This window comes from Roseomonas sp. TS2, from assembly GCF_058833935.1.
This window is the reverse complement of the sequence record NZ_JCACVY010000093.1, coordinates 1-16,866: the sequence shown is the minus strand read 5'-3', so window position 1 is coordinate 16,866 and position 16,866 is coordinate 1. Positions and strand designations below refer to the sequence as shown.

The following is a 16,866-nucleotide window of genomic DNA, read 5'->3' as shown; positions in this document are numbered from 1 at the left end:
GCCGCGCCCGCGGCACGGGCGGCCGCCGGCGGCTGCGGGGCGGCGGCCTGGACCGTGCCCTGGGTGGCCGGCTGCGGCGCGGCCACCGCCACCTCGGGTGCCGAGCCGAACAGGCTGACCGGCCCGGCGAAGGCCACCGCCTGCGGCAGGCGCCGCTCCAGCTCGGCCATGCGCACGAACTGGTCGGGGGTCATGGTCTCCAGCGTCAGGTGCCGCTGCGCCACCTGGCGCAGCCGCTCCGGCTCGTTCAGCATCGCCCATTCGGCGCGCAGCACCTGGGTCCGCTCCCGCGCCTGCTCGATGCGGCGGTTCAGGTCGCGCATCTCGCGGTCGAGCTGCGTCGCGGCTTCCTCGGCACGGTAGACGTGCCAGCCGACCAGGCTGAAGGCAGCGATGGCGACCACGGTCAGGGGGCGGAACATCAGGCCTCCTCCAGCTTCTCAAGGGCCCGCAGGCGGGCGGATCGGGCGCGCGGGTTGGCCGATGTCTCGGCATCCCCCGGGCGCTGGGCGTTGTTCGTGACGAGGCGGAACCCCGCGCGCGTGACAGGCGCGTGCATGGCGGCCGGCGTGTGGCGCGAGGCGCCGGGGGCGCGGCCGGCGGCGGCCTGCATGAAGCGCTTCACCAGACGGTCCTCCAGCGAGTGGAAGGCCACCACCACCAGCCGCCCGCCGGGGGCCAGCAGCTTCGCGGCGGCGGCGAGGCCGCGCTCCACCTCGCCCAGCTCGTCATTCACCTTCAGGCGCAGCGCCTGGAAGGAGCGGGTGGCGCTGTCCATGCCGGACGAGTCGCGCGGCATCACGGAATGGATGACCTGCACCAGCCGCCCCGTCGTCTCGATCGGCGCCTCGCGCCGGGCGGCGACGATGGCGCGGGCGATGCGGCGGGAATGCCGCTCCTCGCCCAGCTCCCACAGCACGGTGGCGAGCTCGGCCTCCGGCAGGCGGTTCACCAGGTCGGCGGCGGAGGGGCCGGCCTTCTCCATCCGCATGTCGAGCGGGCCGTCGAAGCGGAAGGAGAAGCCGCGCTCCGCCTGGTCGATCTGGAAGGAGGAGACGCCGAGGTCGAGCACCACGCCGTCGACCGCCGGCACCGAAGCCTCGGCCAGCAGCGTGCCCATGTCGCCAAAGCGGCCCTCATGCAGGTGCAGCCGGCCAGCGAAGGCATCGCGCAGAGCGGCGCCGCGGGCGATGGCATCCGGGTCGCGGTCGATGGCGTGCAGGGTGCAGGGCGCCGCCTCCAGGATGGCGCGGGCATAGCCGCCGCCGCCGAAGGTGCCGTCGACATAGATCCCGCCCTCGCGCGGGGCGAGCGCGGCCAGCACCTCGGCCAGCATGACGGGGACATGGCCGCTCATGCCGCGCCCCGCGGCGTGGCGGGCAGGGTCATGCCCTTCGCGGAGGCGTTCTGCCGTGCCGCGAGATTGCGCTGCCGCCCGGCGGCGGGCTCCCACATCTGGAAGATGCGGCCCAGGCCGATGAAGGCGATGGAGTCGCTCAGCCCAGCATGGGCGATCAGCTCCTCGGGCAGCATGATGCGGCCCTCGCCATCCGGGCGCATGGGATAGGAATCGGCGAAGAGGGTGGCGGCGAGGTCGTCATGCTCGTCGGAAAACACTTCGAGCTGTTCCAGCTTGCCCGTCTCGGCCTCGAAGGCGGGCATCGGCCAGGCCTCCAGGCAGGAATGCTTGTGGGAAGGGCGCAGCACCAGCTCGTCGCTCCCCAGCCGGGTGAGCTCCGCACGAAAGGGCGCAGGCACGGAAACCCGTCCCTTGCGGTCCAGCCGATTGGTGTGTGTCCCCATGAACCGGGTCATCTGGCCGCCCTGTCCCCCTGCGGCGGTGATAAAGTCCCGGCCGGAAAGCGGCCGGCGAGGCCCCCCGACCCCGCCGGCTCACCCGACCATCCCCTTCACGACTCCCTCGCCCCCCCGAGCTACGGATCGTTCATGGGATAAGTTGGGATATCATGGGTTCAGTTTGGGCAGCAAGGGTAAAACCCCCGCCAAAGCCCATCCCGAACACAGGGAAAACATTGTCTTATCCAGCGCACCTTCGGCGCTGTGTTACGACTGTTCGGATTGTGAGTCGGATTGGGGAGTGTGCGTCAGATGGCCCGTAAGCCGGGTTCTGTCCGGGCAGGCGGCAAGCCACCTGCCCGGGGCGACCATTCCTCTGGGACATGCCTCGCGGCATGCCTCTCGCGGCCAACCCGGGTGGCGGGGCGGGAACGCCCCTGCGGCCGAGTCCCTCGCGGGACTCCCGCCGGCCACCCCTATTCGGCCTTGCTCCCGGTGGGGTTTACCGTGCCGCCCCTGTTGCCAGGGGCGCGGTGCGCTCTTACCGCACCGTTTCACCCTTACCAGCGCGGCAAGCCGGGCTGGCGGTCTGATTTCTGTGGCACTTTCCCTGAGGTCGCCCTCGCCGGCCGTTGACCGGCACCGTATTCCCGTGGAGCCCGGACTTTCCTCCAGCCCCGGAACCTGCCCGGAGCCAGCGGCCGCCCGGCCATCTGACGCGGCGGTCCTGTGCGCCGGCGGCGCCGGGAAGTCAATGCGCCGCGGGTGCCCGGCGCCGGGGCCGGCTCAGACCGGCGGATACAGCGCCGCCACGGCTTCCAGCCGCCGCAGGGTGCCGGCATCGGCCCGGCCATCGACGGTTTCCTGCCGCCAGCGGCGCTGGAAGGCGGCCAGCGCCAGTTCCGGCCGGGCCGGGTCCACCGGGTAGCCAATGCGGGCCAGCAGCGGCAGCGCCCGCGCCACGCCGCCCGGCGCCGGTGCCGTTTCCGCCCCGGTGATGCCGCGCGGCCACAGGCCGACGCCGTTGGCGGCCAGCCCTTCCCAGTCGAACAGCTCGCCCGGGTCCTGCTTCCGGTCGGGCGCGATGTCGCTGTGGCCGACCACGTTGCAGGGCGGAATCGGGTGGCGCGCCAGGATGTCGAGGCAGAGCTCGGCCACCGCCGCCATCTGCAGCGCGGGGAAGGGGCGGTAGCCCCATTCATGGCCGGGATTGGCGATCTCGATGCCGATGCTGCGGCCGTTCAGCGTCTCGTGCCCGCGCCAGAAGGAGATGCCGGCATGCCAGGCGCGCCGCCCCTCCGGCACCAGCCGCCAGATCAGCCCGTCCTCCTCCACCAGGTAATGGCAGGAGACGCGGGGCAGCGGCGGCGGCGGGGCGGGGTCGCAGAGCCGGTCGAGCGCGGCGGCGGCGCTGGCCATGCCGGTGTAGTGCAGCACCAGCATGTCCACCGGCACGCCCTCGGGGCGCGAATCGTGGTTGGGGCTGGCGCGGTCCCGGCAGGGCAGGGCGGTGTCCAGGGAGGCTCCCGGGAGGGTCTGCCCGGCCGCTGCCGCCCCCCTCAAAGATTGCGCTCCCGCTTGATGCGGTCCCAGGCGGCGTTGATCTCGGCCACCTTGTCGGAGGCGCGGCGCACCTGCTCGGGCGGCACGCCGCGCGCGGCCAGGCTGTCCGGGTGGTATTCGCGCATCAGCTTGCGCCAGGCCTGGCGCACCTGGTCGTCCGTGGCGGCCGGCGGCACGCCGAGCACGGCATAGGGGTCCGGCCCGCGCGGCCGCACCAGGGCGGACTGCCCGGCCTGGGCACGCGCCTCGCTGGCATCGTCCAGCCGGAAGCTCTGCCGCACCTTCGCCAGGAACACCGCCTCGCTGCGCGTCATCGGCCCGTCGGCGCGGGCGATGTGGTGCAGCGCGGTCAGCACCTCCTCCAGCATCACCCTGTTGTCGGCGAAGGCCTCGCCCATGCGGTTGGCGAAGGGCTCGTAGCCGCCCGGCTCCTCGCGCGCCTTGTCGAACAGCAGCCCCACCTCCCGCTGGCTCTCGGGCGGGATGCGGAAGGCGCGCTTGAAGGCGTCGATCTCCTCGCGCTTCACCGCGCCATCCACCTTGGCCAGCTTGGCCGACAGCACGATGACGCCGATCGAGAAGAGCTGATCGCGGTTGGTGATGCGGGCGATGGCCTCGGGCCGGGTGTCCAGCTCCGGCAGGCGCGTCGCCCCCTCGTCGGCCGCATGGCCGAGCGCCGCCCCGACCACCGCGCCGAACGGCCCGCCCATGGCGAAGCCCGTCACGCCGCCGAGGATCTTGCCCCACAAACTCAAGGCCCGCCAGCCTCCCGCCTTCGTGCTGTCAGCCTCTCCCTACCATGCCCGGGGGCAGCCTGCCATTGCCTCCGGTGGCGTCTCGGCCCTTGCATGGCGCGCCGCCGGGCGCCACACGGAGGCGGCGAGAATCGGAGAGCACGGGATGACCGCAGCGGGCTGGCAGTTCTGGGTCGATCGGGGCGGCACCTTCACCGATATCGTGGCACGCGATCCCGCAGGGGCGCTGTCCACGCGGAAGTTGCTGTCCGAGAATCCGGGCCGCTACCGCGACGCGGCCGTGGCCGGCATCCGCGCCTGCCTCGGCCTGCCCGAAGGCGCGCCGATTCCGCCCGGCACCATCGAGGCGGTGAAGATGGGCACCACGGTGGCCACCAACGCCCTGCTGGAGCGCAAGGGCGAGCGGGTGCTGCTGCTGGTCAACCGCGGCTTCGCCGATGCGCTGCGGATCGGCAACCAGGCCCGGCCGCGGCTGTTCGACCTCGACATCCGCCTGCCCGAGCTGCTGCACGAGCGCGCCGTGGAGATCGGCGGCCGCATCGCCGCCGACGGGCAGGAGATCGAGCCGCTCGACGAGGGCGCCGCCCGCGCCGCGCTGGAGGCCGGCTTCGCCGACGGCATCCGCGCCGTGGCCATCGTGCTGATGCATGCCTGGCTGGCGCCGGAGCATGAGCGGCGGCTCGGCGCCATCGCGCGGGCGGTGGGCTACACCCAGGTCAGCCTCAGCCACGAGGCCTCGCCCTTGCCGCGCATCGTGCCGCGCGGGGACACCACGGTGGTGGACGCCTACCTCTCCCCCATCCTGCGCCGCTATGTGGAGCAGGTGGCGGAGCAGCTCCCCGGCGTGCCGCTCTACTTCATGCAGTCCTCCGGCGGCCTGACGCGGGCGGAGAAGTTCCAGGGCAAGGACGCCATCCTCTCCGGCCCCGCGGGCGGCATCGTCGGTGCCGCCCGCACCGCCGGCATGGCGGGCCTGACGAAGATCATCGGCTTCGACATGGGCGGCACCTCGACCGACGTGGCGCTCTATGCCGGCCAGTTCGAGCGCGCCTTCGAGACGGTGGTGGCGGGCGTGCGGATGCGCGCGCCGATGATGGCCATCAACACCGTGGCGGCGGGCGGCGGCTCCATCCTCTCCTTCGACGGCGCCCGCTTCCGCGTGGGGCCGGAGAGCGCCGGCGCCGTGCCCGGCCCCGCCTGCTACCGGCGCGGCGGCCCGCTGACGGTGACGGACGCCAATGTCATGGCGGGCAAGATCCAGCCCGCCCACTTCCCGCCGATCTTCGGCCCGAACGGGGACGAGCCGCTGGATGCCGCGGTGGTGCGCGAGAAATTCTCGGCGATGGCCGCCGAGATCGCCGCCGCCACCGGCCAGCCGCGGCAGGACCCGCGCGCCGTGGCCGAGGGGTTCCTCCGCATCGCCGTCGCCAACATGGCGCAGGCCATCAAGCAGGTCTCCATCCAGAAGGGGCACGACCCCGCCGGCCACGCGCTGCAATGCTTCGGCGGCGCCGGCGGCCAGCATGCCTGCCTGGTGGCGGACGAGCTGGGCATGGAGACGGTGTTCATCCACCCCTTCGCCGGCGTGCTCTCCGCCTATGGCATGGGGCTGGCCGACCAGGGCGTGATCCAGGAGGCCGCCATCGAGGCGCCGCTCTCGCCCGAGGGGATGGAAGCGCTGGCGGAGCGCATCGCCGGGCTGGAGGCGGAGGGCCGCGCGGCGCTGGAGGCCCAGGGCGCCGAGCCCGCCCGGCTGCGCGCCGAGCCGCGCCTGCACCTGCGCTATGCCGGCACGGACAGCTTCCTGCCGGTGCCCTTCGGCGACCACGCGGCCGTGCTCGAAGCCTTCACCGAGGCGCATCGCCGCCGCTTCGGCTTCGCCACGCCCGAGCGGCCGGTGCTGGTGGAGGCCTGCGTGGTGGAGGTCATCGCCCCCGGCGAGGCGGTAGAGGAGCCCCGCCTGCCGCCCCGCGCCGCGGGCGAGGCGCCGGCGGCGGTGGACACCGTGCCGCTTTTCACCGGCGGCACCGAGCACGCGGCCCCGGTGCTGGACCGCGAGGCGCTCCGCGCGGGCGACCGCATCGCCGGCCCGGCGCTGATCCGCGAGCGCACCGCGACCACCGTGGTCGAGCCGGGCTGGACCGCCGAGGTGACGCCGCTCGACCACATGATCCTCCGCCGCACCACGCCGCGCCCGAAGGCGGAGACGGCCGAGGCCGGCGCGGGCGCCGCCGCGCGGCCGGACCCGGTGCTGCTGGAGCTGTTCAACAACCTGTTCATGAGCATCGCCGAGCAGACCGGCACGGTGCTGCAGAACACCTCGCTCAGCGTGAACATCAAGGAGCGGCTGGACTTCTCCTGCGCCATCTTCGACGCCGAGGGGCGCCTCGTGGCCAACGCGCCGCACGTGCCGGTGCATCTCGGCGCCATGGGGCAGAGCGTCCGCACCGTCATCGACAGTCGCGGCGCCACGCTGAAGCCCGGCGACGTGGTGGCGCTGAACAACCCCTACAATGGCGGCACCCACCTGCCGGACATCACCGTCATCACCCCGGTCTTCGACGAGGCGGGGAGGGAGATCCTGTTCTTCGTCGGCAGCCGTGGCCACCACGCCGATATCGGCGGCCTCACCCCCGGCTCCACGCCCCCCGATTCCCGCACGCTGGAGGAGGAGGGGGTGGTCATCGACGACTTCCTGCTCGTCGATGGCGGCGCCTTCCAGGAGGCGCCCTTCCGCGCCCTGCTGGCGGGCGCGAAGTACCCGGCGCGCAGCCCGGATGTGAACGTGGCCGACATCAAGGCCCAGGTGGCGGCCAACGAGACGGGCGTGCAGGAGCTGCGCCGGGCGGTCTCGCAATTCGGCCTGCCCACCGTGCGCGCCTATATGCGCCATGTGATGGACAATGCCGAGGAGGCGGTGCGGCAGGTGCTGGACCGGCTGCAGGACGGCGAATTCGCCTACACCATGGACGATGGCGCGCCGCTGCGTGTCGCCGTGCGGGTGGACCGCGCCGCGCGCCGCGCCACCATCGACTTCACCGGCACCGCGCCGCAGCGCCCCGGCAACTTCAACGCCCCCGAGGCGGTGACGCGCGCCGTGGTGCTCTACTGCTTCCGCTGCCTGGTGGGCGAGGACATCCCGCTCAACGATGGCTGCCTGGTGCCGCTGGAGATCGTGGTGCCGCGCGGCTCCTTCCTCTCGCCCGAGCCGGGTGCCGCGGTGGTGGCCGGCAACACGGAGGTCAGCCAGAACACCGCCAACGCGCTGCTCGCCGCGCTCGACGCCTGCGCCTGCGCCCAGGCGACGATGAACAACCTGCTCTTCGGCGACGACCGCTACCAGTACTACGAGACGGTGTGCGGCGGCACCGGCGCGGGGGAGGGGTTCGACGGCGCCTCGGCCGTGCAGACCCACATGACCAACACCCGCATGACCGACCCTGAGATCCTTGAGCTGCGCTACCCGGTGCGGCTGGAGGAGTTCGCCATCCGCCGCGGCTCGGGCGGGCGGGGGCGCTGGCGCGGCGGCGATGGCGCGCGGCGGCGCATCCGCTTCCTGCGGCCGATGCAGGCCATCATCGTCGCCAGCCGGCGCGAGGTGCCGCCGCACGGGCTGCATGGCGGCGCCGACGGCGCGCCCGGCCGGCAATGGGTGGAGCGGCTGGACGGCACGGTGCAGCCCCTCGGCGGGCGGGACCGCGCCGAGCTCGCCGAGGGCGAGGTGCTGGGGCTGGAGACGCCCGGCGGCGGCGGCTGGGGCGCGGCGGGGGAGGCCCGGTCCGGCTGATGCCACGGCCCGCGCCATCCGCCCCGCCCGGGCGCGGCCGCTGGCTGGCCCTGGGCGCGCTGGCGCTGCTGCCGCTGCTGGTGCTGGCCGGCCTGTGGTTCGGCCCGCGCCTGACGGACTGGAACGAGCACCGCGACCGGCTGGCCATCCTCGCCGCCGGCCGGCTTGGCCAGCCGGTGACGCTGGCCGGCCCGGTGCGGCTGGCGCTGCTGCCGCAGCCCATGCTGGAGGCGGGCGGCGTCACCATCGGCGGGCCGGATGGCGAGATCTCGATCGAGGCGCGGGCGCTGCGGCTGCGGCTGGATTGGGCCGCCCTGCTGCGGCTGGAGCTGGAGCCGCGCGAGGTGGCGGTGGTCGGCGCCGAGATCCGCCTGCCCTGGCCGCCGGCGCCCGGCCAGCCCTTCCGCCCGCCACCCTGGCTCACCGGGTTGCAGGGCCGCATCCAGGATTCCCGCATCATCCTCGGCCAGGTGGCGCTGGAGCAGGTGGAGGCCGATCTCGCCGCCGGCGGCCCGGCCGATGCGCTGCGCATCGACGGCCAGTTCCGCTGGCGGCAGACCGAGGTGGCCTTCGAGACCACGCTCGGCCGCCCGGGCTGGGATGGCATCGCGCCGCTGGCGCTGACGCTGAGCGGCGCCCGCGCCTCCGTCTCCGCCAGCGGCGTGCTGCTGCCGGAGGGTGGCTTCGAGGGCAGCCTGCAGGGCGGCGGCAGCGACCTCGCGGCGCTGCTGCCGGCGCCGCCGGGCAGCTTCCGGCTGCGCGGCCGGCTCAGCGTCACGGCCGAGCTGCTGGCGGCGGAGGATCTGAGCCTCGACATCGCCGGCAGCCCGGCGCGCGGCGCCGCCACGCTGCGCGTCAGCCCCGTGCCGCGCCTCGACATCGCGCTGCAGACCGGCCGGGTGGAACTGGACCCGTGGGTGGCGGCGCTGCGCGGCGCCGGCGGGCCGCCCCTGCCATTCGGCCTGGACCTGACGGCGGAGGCCGCCCAGCTGCGCGGCGTGACGCTGCGCCGGCTGCGCGGCGCCCTCTCCCTGGATGGCGAGCGCCTGACGCTGACCAATATCGGCGCCCTGCTGCCGGGCGACACCGAGATCGAGCTGGACGGCGCCACCACCGGCCGGCCCGGCGCCGGCCGGCTGGAGGCGGCGCTGCGCTTCCGGGGCGAGGGGCTGCGCGCCACCCTCGCCGCCCTCGGCCTGCCGCTGGAGGGCACCGATCCCTCCCACCTGCGCCGTGGCGAGGGCAGGCTGCGCCTGACGCTGGACGAGAACCAGGCGGCCATTCCTGAATTCACCGCCACGCTGGACGGCAACCGGGTCTCCGGCGCCGGGGTGTTGCGCTTCGGCCCGCGGCCGGCGCTGGGACTCGGGCTGAATTTCGAGAAGCTGGCGCTGGATGGCTGGCTGCCATCCGGCATCGGCTGGCCTGCCATCCAGGCGCGCCTGGCCGGCATCGACGCCAATCTGCGCCTCTCCGCCGAGCAGGCTGAATGGCGCGGCCTGACTTTCCAGGGCCTCTCCGCCGACGCCGCGCTGGAGAATGGCCGCCTCACCGCCCGCCGCCTCGCCGCCCGCCTGGCGGAGAGCGAGTTGGCCCTCTCCGGCGTTGCGCAGCTCGGCCCGGCACCGCGGCTGACCGACCTAGCGCTGGAAGTGAGCGCTCCCGTCGCGGCGCCGCTGCTGGCGCTGCTGCCCGGCGGCTGGCCGGACCACATGCCGATCGCGGGGGCGCCACTCTCGCTGCGGCTCTCCGGCAGCGGCCCCGCCGGCGCGCTGGCGCTGCGCGGCGGGCTGGAACTGGGCGACCTGCGGGCGGAGCTGAACGGCACGCTGGACCTCGCCCTGCCGCGCTACGCCGGCGCGCTGACGCTGCGCCACCCGGGCGCGCCCCGCCTGCTGGCGGAGCTGGCCAGCCTCGCCCTGCCTGGCTGGCTGGATGAGGGCTCGCTCTCGCTCATCGCCAATGTCGCGCTCTCGCCGCAGGAGCTGACGGCGGAGAATTTCGACCTGGTCGCCGCCGGACTGCGGCTGAGCGGGCAACTCAGCCTGGCGCAGGGCGCGCGCCAGCCACGCCTGACCGGGCGCGTCTCGGCCGAGCGGCTGCTGCTGCCGGGCCTCGACTGGCGCTCGCGCGAGCCGATGGTGCTGGAAGGGCTCCAGCTGCTGGATGCCGAGCTGGCGCTGGCGGCGCAGCGCGTGGAGCCGGTGGGGCTGCCGGTGCTGGAGCAGGCTTCCGCCACGCTGCGCCTGCAGGATGGCACCCTCGCGCTGGAGGGCCTCCGTGGCCAGCTTGCCGGCGGGCGCCTCTCCGGCGCGTTGCGGCTGGACGGTGCCGCCAGCCCGCCCACCCTGGCCGTGCAGGGCAATGTCTCGGGTGTCGCCCTGACCGGCCCGCTCACCGGCCTGCCGCTCGACCTCTCGGCCGGGCGGGTGGAGGGGGAGGTGCGGTTGCGCGCCACGGGCCACAGCCCCGCCGCCCTGCTCGCCACGCTGGAAGGCCAGGCGCGGTTCTCGGTGCGCGACGGCATCCTCGCCGGCGCCGACCTGCGCGGGGCCCTGGCCGCCGCCGAGCGTACCGATTCCGGCACCGCCGAGGCCGGGCTGCGGGCCGCGCTGGGCGATGGCGCAACCGCCTTCGAGGCATTCGACCTCGCCGCGCGCATCCAGTCCGGGCGCGCGGTGCTGGAGCAGGGGCGCATGGCGATGGCCGAGACGGCTGGCGCCACCCTGGCCGGCGAGGTGGATCTGGCACGGGCCGGCATGGACCTGATGCTGGCGCTGCGCGACGCGGAGGGGCCGGAATTCGGCCTGCGTCTGACCGGGCCGCTGCCCCTGCCGCGCCGTGTTCCGGAGCTGGCGCCCTGGCTGCGCTGGCGGGCGGAGCGCTGAGCGCCCCGGCTCAGCCGGGCGCGTCGATGCGGCGGTAGCGCGCCTCCGCGAACTCGAAGGCGCCGAAGGCGGCCAGGCCCAGCGCCACCACCCCGAACAGCACGCGGCCGAAGGGCTGCGCCTGGAGGGCCAGCAGGGCGCTGCCCAGGCCGCGCACCTCCTGCGGGTCGGACTGCCAGGCGGCCACCACCAGGAACAGCCCGATGATGAGGAACACCACCCCGCGCGCCGCGAAGCCGAGCCGGCCGAGCGGCACCACCCAGCGGGAGGCCTCGGCCGGGCAGCGCAGGTGGCGGGTGAAGGAGGCGCGCCAGCCGCGCGCCAGCATCGCCACGCCCACCCCCATGACGATCAGCCCGATCGCCGCCACCAGCACCTCGCCCGCCGGCTTGGCCAGCAGCCAGCGCGTCCAGTCCTGCGCCGACTGGTCGTCGCCGCCGCCGCCGCCGCCGCGGCCGAGCAGGAGGCCGAAGGCGGAGATGCCGAGGCCGGTATAGGCGACCGCCGAGATCAGGGCGCCGCCACGGATGGCCAGCGCCTTGGCGCCGTGGCCATGGTTGTCGGCATCGAGCAGCCCCTGCAGGGCCCGCCACAGGGCGAAGCCGAACAGGCCGAGCCCCACCACGCCCAGCAGGACGCCGCCGAAGGGGTGCAGCAGCAGCTCCCGCAGCGCCCCCTTCGAGCCTGTGGCCTGGCCGCCGGGCCCGACGGCCGCCAGCAGCGCCAGCGAGCCGATAATCAGGCTGACCGCGCCGCGCGCGGCGTAGCCGAGCCGCGCGAACATCTCGAGCGCATGGCGATGGGATGGCACGGGCAGGGCCTCCGGTGCGAGTGCGGGACCTCTGTAACGCCGCGACTCAGCTTTCCGATGCAGGCAGCGCCGAACTCTCTTCCGGCGGGTGCCGCCGCGCCGGCGGCAGCCGCGCCAGCAGGAACAGCATGACCCCCATGGCGGGCAGCGCCGCGAAGGTGGTGAGCAGGAAGAAATCCGCCCAGCCCAGCCATTCGGCGAGGGAGCCGGAACTGGCGCCCAGCGTGCGCAGCGGCACCGCCGCCAGGGAGGAGAGCAACGCGTATTGCGTGGCGGTGAAGGCGCGGCTGGTGAGGCTGGAGAGGTAGGTGACGAAGGCGGCGTCGGCCAGGCCGTCGGTGAAGTTCTCGACGCCCACCTGGGCCCAGAGCATGGGCATGTCGTGCCCGGCATGGGCGAGCGCCACGTACATCAGGTTGGAGAGCATCTGCGTCAGGCCGGTCAGCACCAGGGCGCGGGCGGTGCCGATGCGCACCACCAGCCAGCCCCCCGCCAGCGCGCCGAGCAGCGTGGCGAACAGGCCGAACACGCTGGAGACCGCCGCCACCTCGGTGCGGGAGAAGCCGAGGTCGCGGTAGAAGGGCGCCGTCATCACCCCCGCCAGCGCCTCGCCCAGCTTGAACAGGGCGATGAACAGCAGGATCCAGAGCCAGTAGGGGCGGCGGACGAAATCGGCGAAGGGGTCCACCACCGCGGCGCGCAGCCGCGCCGACCAGCCCAGCGCCGAGGCGGGCGCCGCCGCCGGCTCCGGCCCGCGCCACACCGCGACGAAGCCGATGCCCACCAGCGCCGCGCAATAGGCGAAGGCCGCCGTCCAGCCGGCGAACTCGGCCACCGTCAGCGCGCCGGCGTTGGAGGCCAGCAGCGCGCCGCGATAGCCCCAGACATAGTAGGCGAGGCCAAGGCCCTGCTGCCGCTCCTCCAGGAACTCGATGCGGTAGGCATCCACCACGATGTCCTGGCTGGCGGAGAGGAAGGCCACCAGCACCGCGACCGCCACCGTGATCTCCGGCGCCACGGCCGGGTTGGTGAAGCCGAGCGCCAGGATGGCAAGCGCCAGCACCGGCTGGATGCTGGCCAGCCAGCCGCGCCGCCGGCCCCAGCGGCGGAAGAAGGGCGGCGCCGCATGGTCGATCAGCGGCGCCCAGAGGAATTTCAGCGAGTAGGAGAGGCCGATCAGCGCCGTCAGCCCGATGGCGGTGAGCGGAATGTTGGCTTCCGACATCCACTGCCGCAGCACGAAGGCGGTGAGCGGCAGCGGAACCCCGGCGGAGAAGCCAAGGGCCAGCATGATGAGGAATCGGCGGTCGCTGGCGATCGCGGGGAGGGGAAGGCGCATGGGCGCCCACCCTGCCATGCGCGGGGCGGCTTTTGAACCGCCGCCGCGCCGCCTCAGGCGGTGCCCGGCTCCGGGCGGTGGCGCAGGGCACGGCCCAGCGCCTCGGCCAGGGCGCCGCGCGCATAGGGCTTGCGCAGCACCGCCGTGGCCGCCGCGGCATGGACGGACAGCTCGGCATCGCTGCCATAGCCGGTGATGAAGATGATGGGCACCTGCCGCGCCCGCAGCACCTCGGCGAGCGGGAAGACCACCTCGCCGGCCAGGTTCACGTCCAGCAACGCGGCGCTCAGCCGCGGCGTGCCGGCTGCCAGGGCCAGCGCCTCCTGCAGGGTGTGCGCCGGGCCCACCGGCGTGCAGCCCATCTCCTGCAGCAGCACCGCCGCCTCCAGCGCCAGCATCGACTCATCCTCCACCACCAGCACGCTGGGCGGAGAGGAGGGGTCGTCGATCAGCGGCAGCAGCGCCGTGGCGGCCTCGGCCGGGGTGGCCAGGATCGGCGCGGCGGTGCGCCAGGCGGGGCCGTCCGGCGCGCTGACATGCCGGGCCGGCAGGGTGAGGGAGGCGCGCAGCCCATCCTCGCCCCAGACCAGGCGCAGCAGGCCGCCCAGCTGCCGCTCGGCCAGTTGCCGCACCAGCCGGAGCCCGAAGCCGGGGCGCGGTGGCGGCAGGTCGGGCGGCGCGGTGTCGGCCTGCGGCACGCCGCTCTCCTCCCACAACAGGCGCAGCCCGCCATCCTGGCCGGTGAAGGCCCAGCTCAGCGAGAGGCGTCCCTCCGGGTGGCTCAGCGCGCCATGCCGCACCGCATTGGCGGACATCTCATGCAGCAGCATGGACAGCGGCTGCACGGCGATCGCGGCGATGCGCGCCGGCGGGCCGTCGATGCGGACGGCACCCTGGTGCGCGGCCAGCTCGCCCTCCGCCACCGCGCGCAGCTCGGCCCCCAGCCAGGCATGGCTGGCCAGCAGCGCGTGCGCCCGCGCCATGGCGGCGACACGCCCCTCCACCGAGGTGGCGAAGCGCTCCGGCGGCACGTCGCGCGGGGCCAGCCGCACCAGGGAAAGGGCCACGGCCAGCGCGTTCTTGGCGCGGTGGTCCACCTCGCGCACCAGCAGCGCCTGGTTGGCCTCGGCCTCCCGCTTGGCACGGGCGCGCAGGCGCAGCGCCTCGCCGGCGCGGATCAGGCTGGCCCGCGCCATGGCCACCTCCCGCACCGTGGCGGAGGCACGAGCCGGGGGCGGTGCCTCCGCCAGGGCGACGGCGGCGGCGTCGATGCCCAGCCCCTCGATCTCCCGCCCCAGTATGCGGCCGAGCCACAGCGCGGCCAGCGCGGCCATGAGGGCGGCGCACAGCCCGCCCACGCTGGCGAGGCCGAGCGCCCGCCAGAGCGGGCCGTCCACCTGCAGGCGCGGCGCCGCGTAGACCACCATCCAGGGCATGGTGCCGGTGCGGCGGACCGCGGCGTAGACCGGCACCTTGTCGTAGGAATGGGTGCGGACCAGCCCGCCCCGGCCCTGGCCGGCCTGCAGGAAGGCGCGGATCTCCGGCGTGGCGGGCTGCGCGAGCCACACCTCCTGCTCCAGCGAGCGCGCGACGACGATGCCGGAGCGGTCCACCACGGAGGCGATCCAGCCCGGCGGCGGCGACTGGTCCTGCAGGATGCGGGCGATGCCCTCGGGGCGGAGATTGGCCGCCAGCACGGCGATGGTGCGCCCCTCCCGCCGCACCGGCAGGGCCACGGCCACCACCCAGTTGCGCGCCAGGGCCGGCCAGTAGAGGTCCGAGACATAGGGCTCGTCCCCCTGCAGCACGGCGCGCATGAAGGCGGGGGCCTCCTGCCCGCCGGCCTCCGGGCGGGGCGGGAAGCGCATCGGCCGGCCGGCCGGCAGCACCGCGCCGGGGACCACCAGCGTGTTCAGCACCTGGCGGGCTGTCCCGACCGAGTAGAGGCTGACATTCAGCAGCGCCGCCGTGCGGCGCGCCACCAGCGCCGAGGCCTGGGCGTGGAACGAGGCCAGCGCCTGCTCCGCCGCCTCCTGCTGCAGGGCGCGGTCGAGGTCGGGCGAGGTGGAAAGCACCTCCAGCGCCGCGATGGTGACGCGCAGCTCGCGGTCGACCGCAAGCTGCAACGCGTTGGCGGTGTCTGCCATGGCGCGCAGCATGTCGCCACGCTGCTCCTGCGCCGTCCACACCGCGAGGCCGGCCGAGAGTGCCACCAGCGGCAGCGCCGTGGCGAGCACCAGCCGCAGGATGTGGACGCGGAAGCGGGCAGGTCTTCGGGGTTTCGGCGCGGTCCTGTCCTGCAGCTTTCCAGTGCTCATGCCATGCCAATCTCTGAGGCTGCCTGCCCCCAGATGACCGCGCAGGACAATTCAGGCAGGCGTGACCGGCCTACCCGAAACCCCTGCGGCGCGCGAAGCACATTGCGTTGTTCAGGCCACGGCCCCCGCAGTATCGCCCGTTTCGTGACGAAAACTTACGAAGCGGGCGATGTCGGCAAACGGCCTCAGGCCATGTTCACCATGATGGTCTTCTTGTGCGTGAAGTGCTCGAGCATGGATTCGAGGCTCGCCTCCTTGCCGAGGCCCGAGGCCTTCACGCCGCCATAGGAAAGGTTCGGCTGCACGACGAGGTTCTGGTTCACCTGCACCAGCCCCGCCTCGATGCGGTGGGCGAAGCCGAGCGCGATCTTGAGGTTGTTGGTCCAGACGCTCGCGGCGAGGCCGAACTCGGTGTCGTTGGCCGCCTCCAGCACCGCCTCGGCGTCGTCGAAGGGAAACACGACGGTGACGGGGCCGAAGATCTCCTCGCGCACCAGGCGGCTCTCCTTGTCGAGCCCGGTGAAGATGTGCGGCTGGATGAACAGGCCCTTCTTCAGCGCGGGATCGGCGGGCATCGCCGAGCAGGCGCGGCCCTCGGCGCCGGCGGTGGCCTTCCCCTCCTCGATGAAGCCCTGCACCTTCTCGAACTGGCCGGGCGAGATGATGGTGCCGATGTCGGTCTTCTCGTCCAGCGGGTCGCCCATCACCATGGCATCGACCCGCTTGGCCATCTCGGCCACGAACTTCTCGTAGATCGGGCGCTCGACGAAGATGCGGCTGGCCGCCGTGCAGCTCTGCCCCTGGCGGGTGAAGCGCATGGAGGTCAGCGCGCCCTGCACGGTCTTTTCGAAATCGCAATCGGCGAAGACGATCATCGGCGACTTGCCGCCGAGTTCGAGCGTGACGGGGATGAGCTTCTCCGCCGCCGCGCGGTAGATGATCTTGCCGGTCTCGACCGAGCCGGTGAAGGTCACCTTCTTCACGAGCTTATGTTCGACGAGCGGCGCGCCGCATTCCGGCCCCTGGCCGGAGAGGATGTTGAACACGCCCGCCGGCAGCACGCGGTTCATCAGATCGACGATGCGCAGCACCGCGAGCGGCGCCTCCTCCGCCGACTTGACGACGATGCTGTTGCCGGCGACCAGCGCGGGCGCCGCCTTCAGCGCCATCAGCATCATCGGGATGTTCCACGGGATGATGGCGCCCACCACGCCGAGCGGCTCGCGCACCGTGATGTTCAGCACCTCCGGCGCGAAGGGCACCGTCTCGCCCTTGATCTCGCCGCCGAGGCCGCCGAAGAACTCGAAGATGTCGGCCACGTTGTTGGCCTCGACGCGGCTCTCCGTGCGCAGCGCCTTGCCGGTCTCGAGCGCCACCAGCCGCGACAGCTCCTCGACATGCTCGCGGATCAGCTGCGCCGCCTTGTGCACCAGCGCGCCGCGCTTGCGGGCGGGCACCTTGGCCCATTCCTTCTGCGCGCGCGCCGCCTCGGCCACCGCGGCCTCGACATCCGCGGCATCCCCGTCCGCCGCCTCGGCCACCGTCCCGCCGGTGGCGGGGTTCACCACCGCGAAGGTGCGGCCCGAGCGGGCCGGGGTGTAGCGGCCG

The 16,866-nt window shown here is 74.0% G+C and carries 11 protein-coding genes and 1 other RNA gene; 2 read left to right on the top strand and 10 right to left on the bottom strand.

From position 1 onward, the window contains the following. The 6 genes from ftsL to ACZJYS_RS14905 all read right to left on the bottom strand — a co-directional run. Positions 1–422, bottom strand: a 422-nt coding sequence (ftsL, locus tag ACZJYS_RS14930) for a cell division protein FtsL (protein WP_493179338.1), incomplete at its 3' end; no start/stop codon positions are given. Continuing rightward, entirely contained in the window at positions 422–1,357 is a 936-nt protein-coding gene (rsmH, locus tag ACZJYS_RS14925) for a 16S rRNA (cytosine(1402)-N(4))-methyltransferase RsmH (RefSeq protein WP_493179336.1), read from the bottom strand. The genes ftsL and rsmH, both read right to left, overlap by 1 nt. After that, on the bottom strand, positions 1,354–1,815 hold the full coding sequence (gene mraZ / locus ACZJYS_RS14920; RefSeq protein ID WP_109516074.1) for a division/cell wall cluster transcriptional repressor MraZ: 462 nt from the start codon (positions 1,813–1,815) through the stop codon (positions 1,354–1,356). The genes rsmH and mraZ overlap by 4 nt, the downstream gene beginning before the upstream one ends. A gap of 286 nt (positions 1,816–2,101) precedes the next feature. After that, an RNA gene (gene rnpB, locus ACZJYS_RS14915) (RNase P RNA component class A) lies at positions 2,102–2,514 on the bottom strand. A gap of 69 nt (positions 2,515–2,583) precedes the next feature. Then, a complete protein-coding gene (locus ACZJYS_RS14910) occupies positions 2,584–3,360 on the bottom strand; it encodes an N-acetylmuramoyl-L-alanine amidase (RefSeq protein ID WP_493179333.1) in 777 nt (258 codons plus the stop codon). Then, a complete protein-coding gene (locus tag ACZJYS_RS14905; protein WP_379650580.1) occupies positions 3,357–4,115 on the bottom strand; it encodes a TerB family tellurite resistance protein in 759 nt (252 codons plus the stop codon). Before ACZJYS_RS14905 ends, ACZJYS_RS14910 begins: the two co-directional genes overlap by 4 nt. 145 nt (positions 4,116–4,260) lie before the next feature. On the opposite strand from ACZJYS_RS14905, the gene ACZJYS_RS14900 reads away from it, so the two are divergent. Further along, positions 4,261–7,902: a hydantoinase B/oxoprolinase family protein gene (locus tag ACZJYS_RS14900; protein ID WP_493179331.1), complete on the top strand. Its 3,642-nt coding sequence runs from the start codon at positions 4,261–4,263 to the stop codon at positions 7,900–7,902. After that, entirely contained in the window at positions 7,902–10,790 is a 2,889-nt protein-coding gene (locus ACZJYS_RS14895; protein ID WP_109516071.1) for an AsmA family protein, read from the top strand. The genes ACZJYS_RS14900 and ACZJYS_RS14895 overlap by 1 nt, the downstream gene beginning before the upstream one ends. A gap of 10 nt (positions 10,791–10,800) precedes the next feature. Here the strand turns inward: ACZJYS_RS14895 and ACZJYS_RS14890 are convergent, their stop codons facing one another. The 4 genes from ACZJYS_RS14890 to ACZJYS_RS14875 all read right to left on the bottom strand — a co-directional run. Next, positions 10,801–11,601: a DUF1206 domain-containing protein gene (locus ACZJYS_RS14890; protein WP_379650586.1), complete on the bottom strand. Its 801-nt coding sequence runs from the start codon at positions 11,599–11,601 to the stop codon at positions 10,801–10,803. Positions 11,602–11,647: 46 nt separating this feature from the next. Beyond that, positions 11,648–12,940, bottom strand: coding sequence for an AmpG family muropeptide MFS transporter (locus ACZJYS_RS14885; RefSeq protein ID WP_109516069.1), 1,293 nt, complete (start codon positions 12,938–12,940; stop codon positions 11,648–11,650). Between the two features lie 53 nt (positions 12,941–12,993). After that, complete coding sequence (locus ACZJYS_RS14880) at positions 12,994–15,258, bottom strand: HWE histidine kinase domain-containing protein (protein ID WP_493179326.1); 2,265 nt, start codon at positions 15,256–15,258, stop codon at positions 12,994–12,996. Between the two features lie 185 nt (positions 15,259–15,443). Further along, positions 15,444–16,866: aldehyde dehydrogenase family protein (locus ACZJYS_RS14875; protein ID WP_493179324.1), on the bottom strand; the 1,423-nt coding region annotated here is incomplete at its 5' end.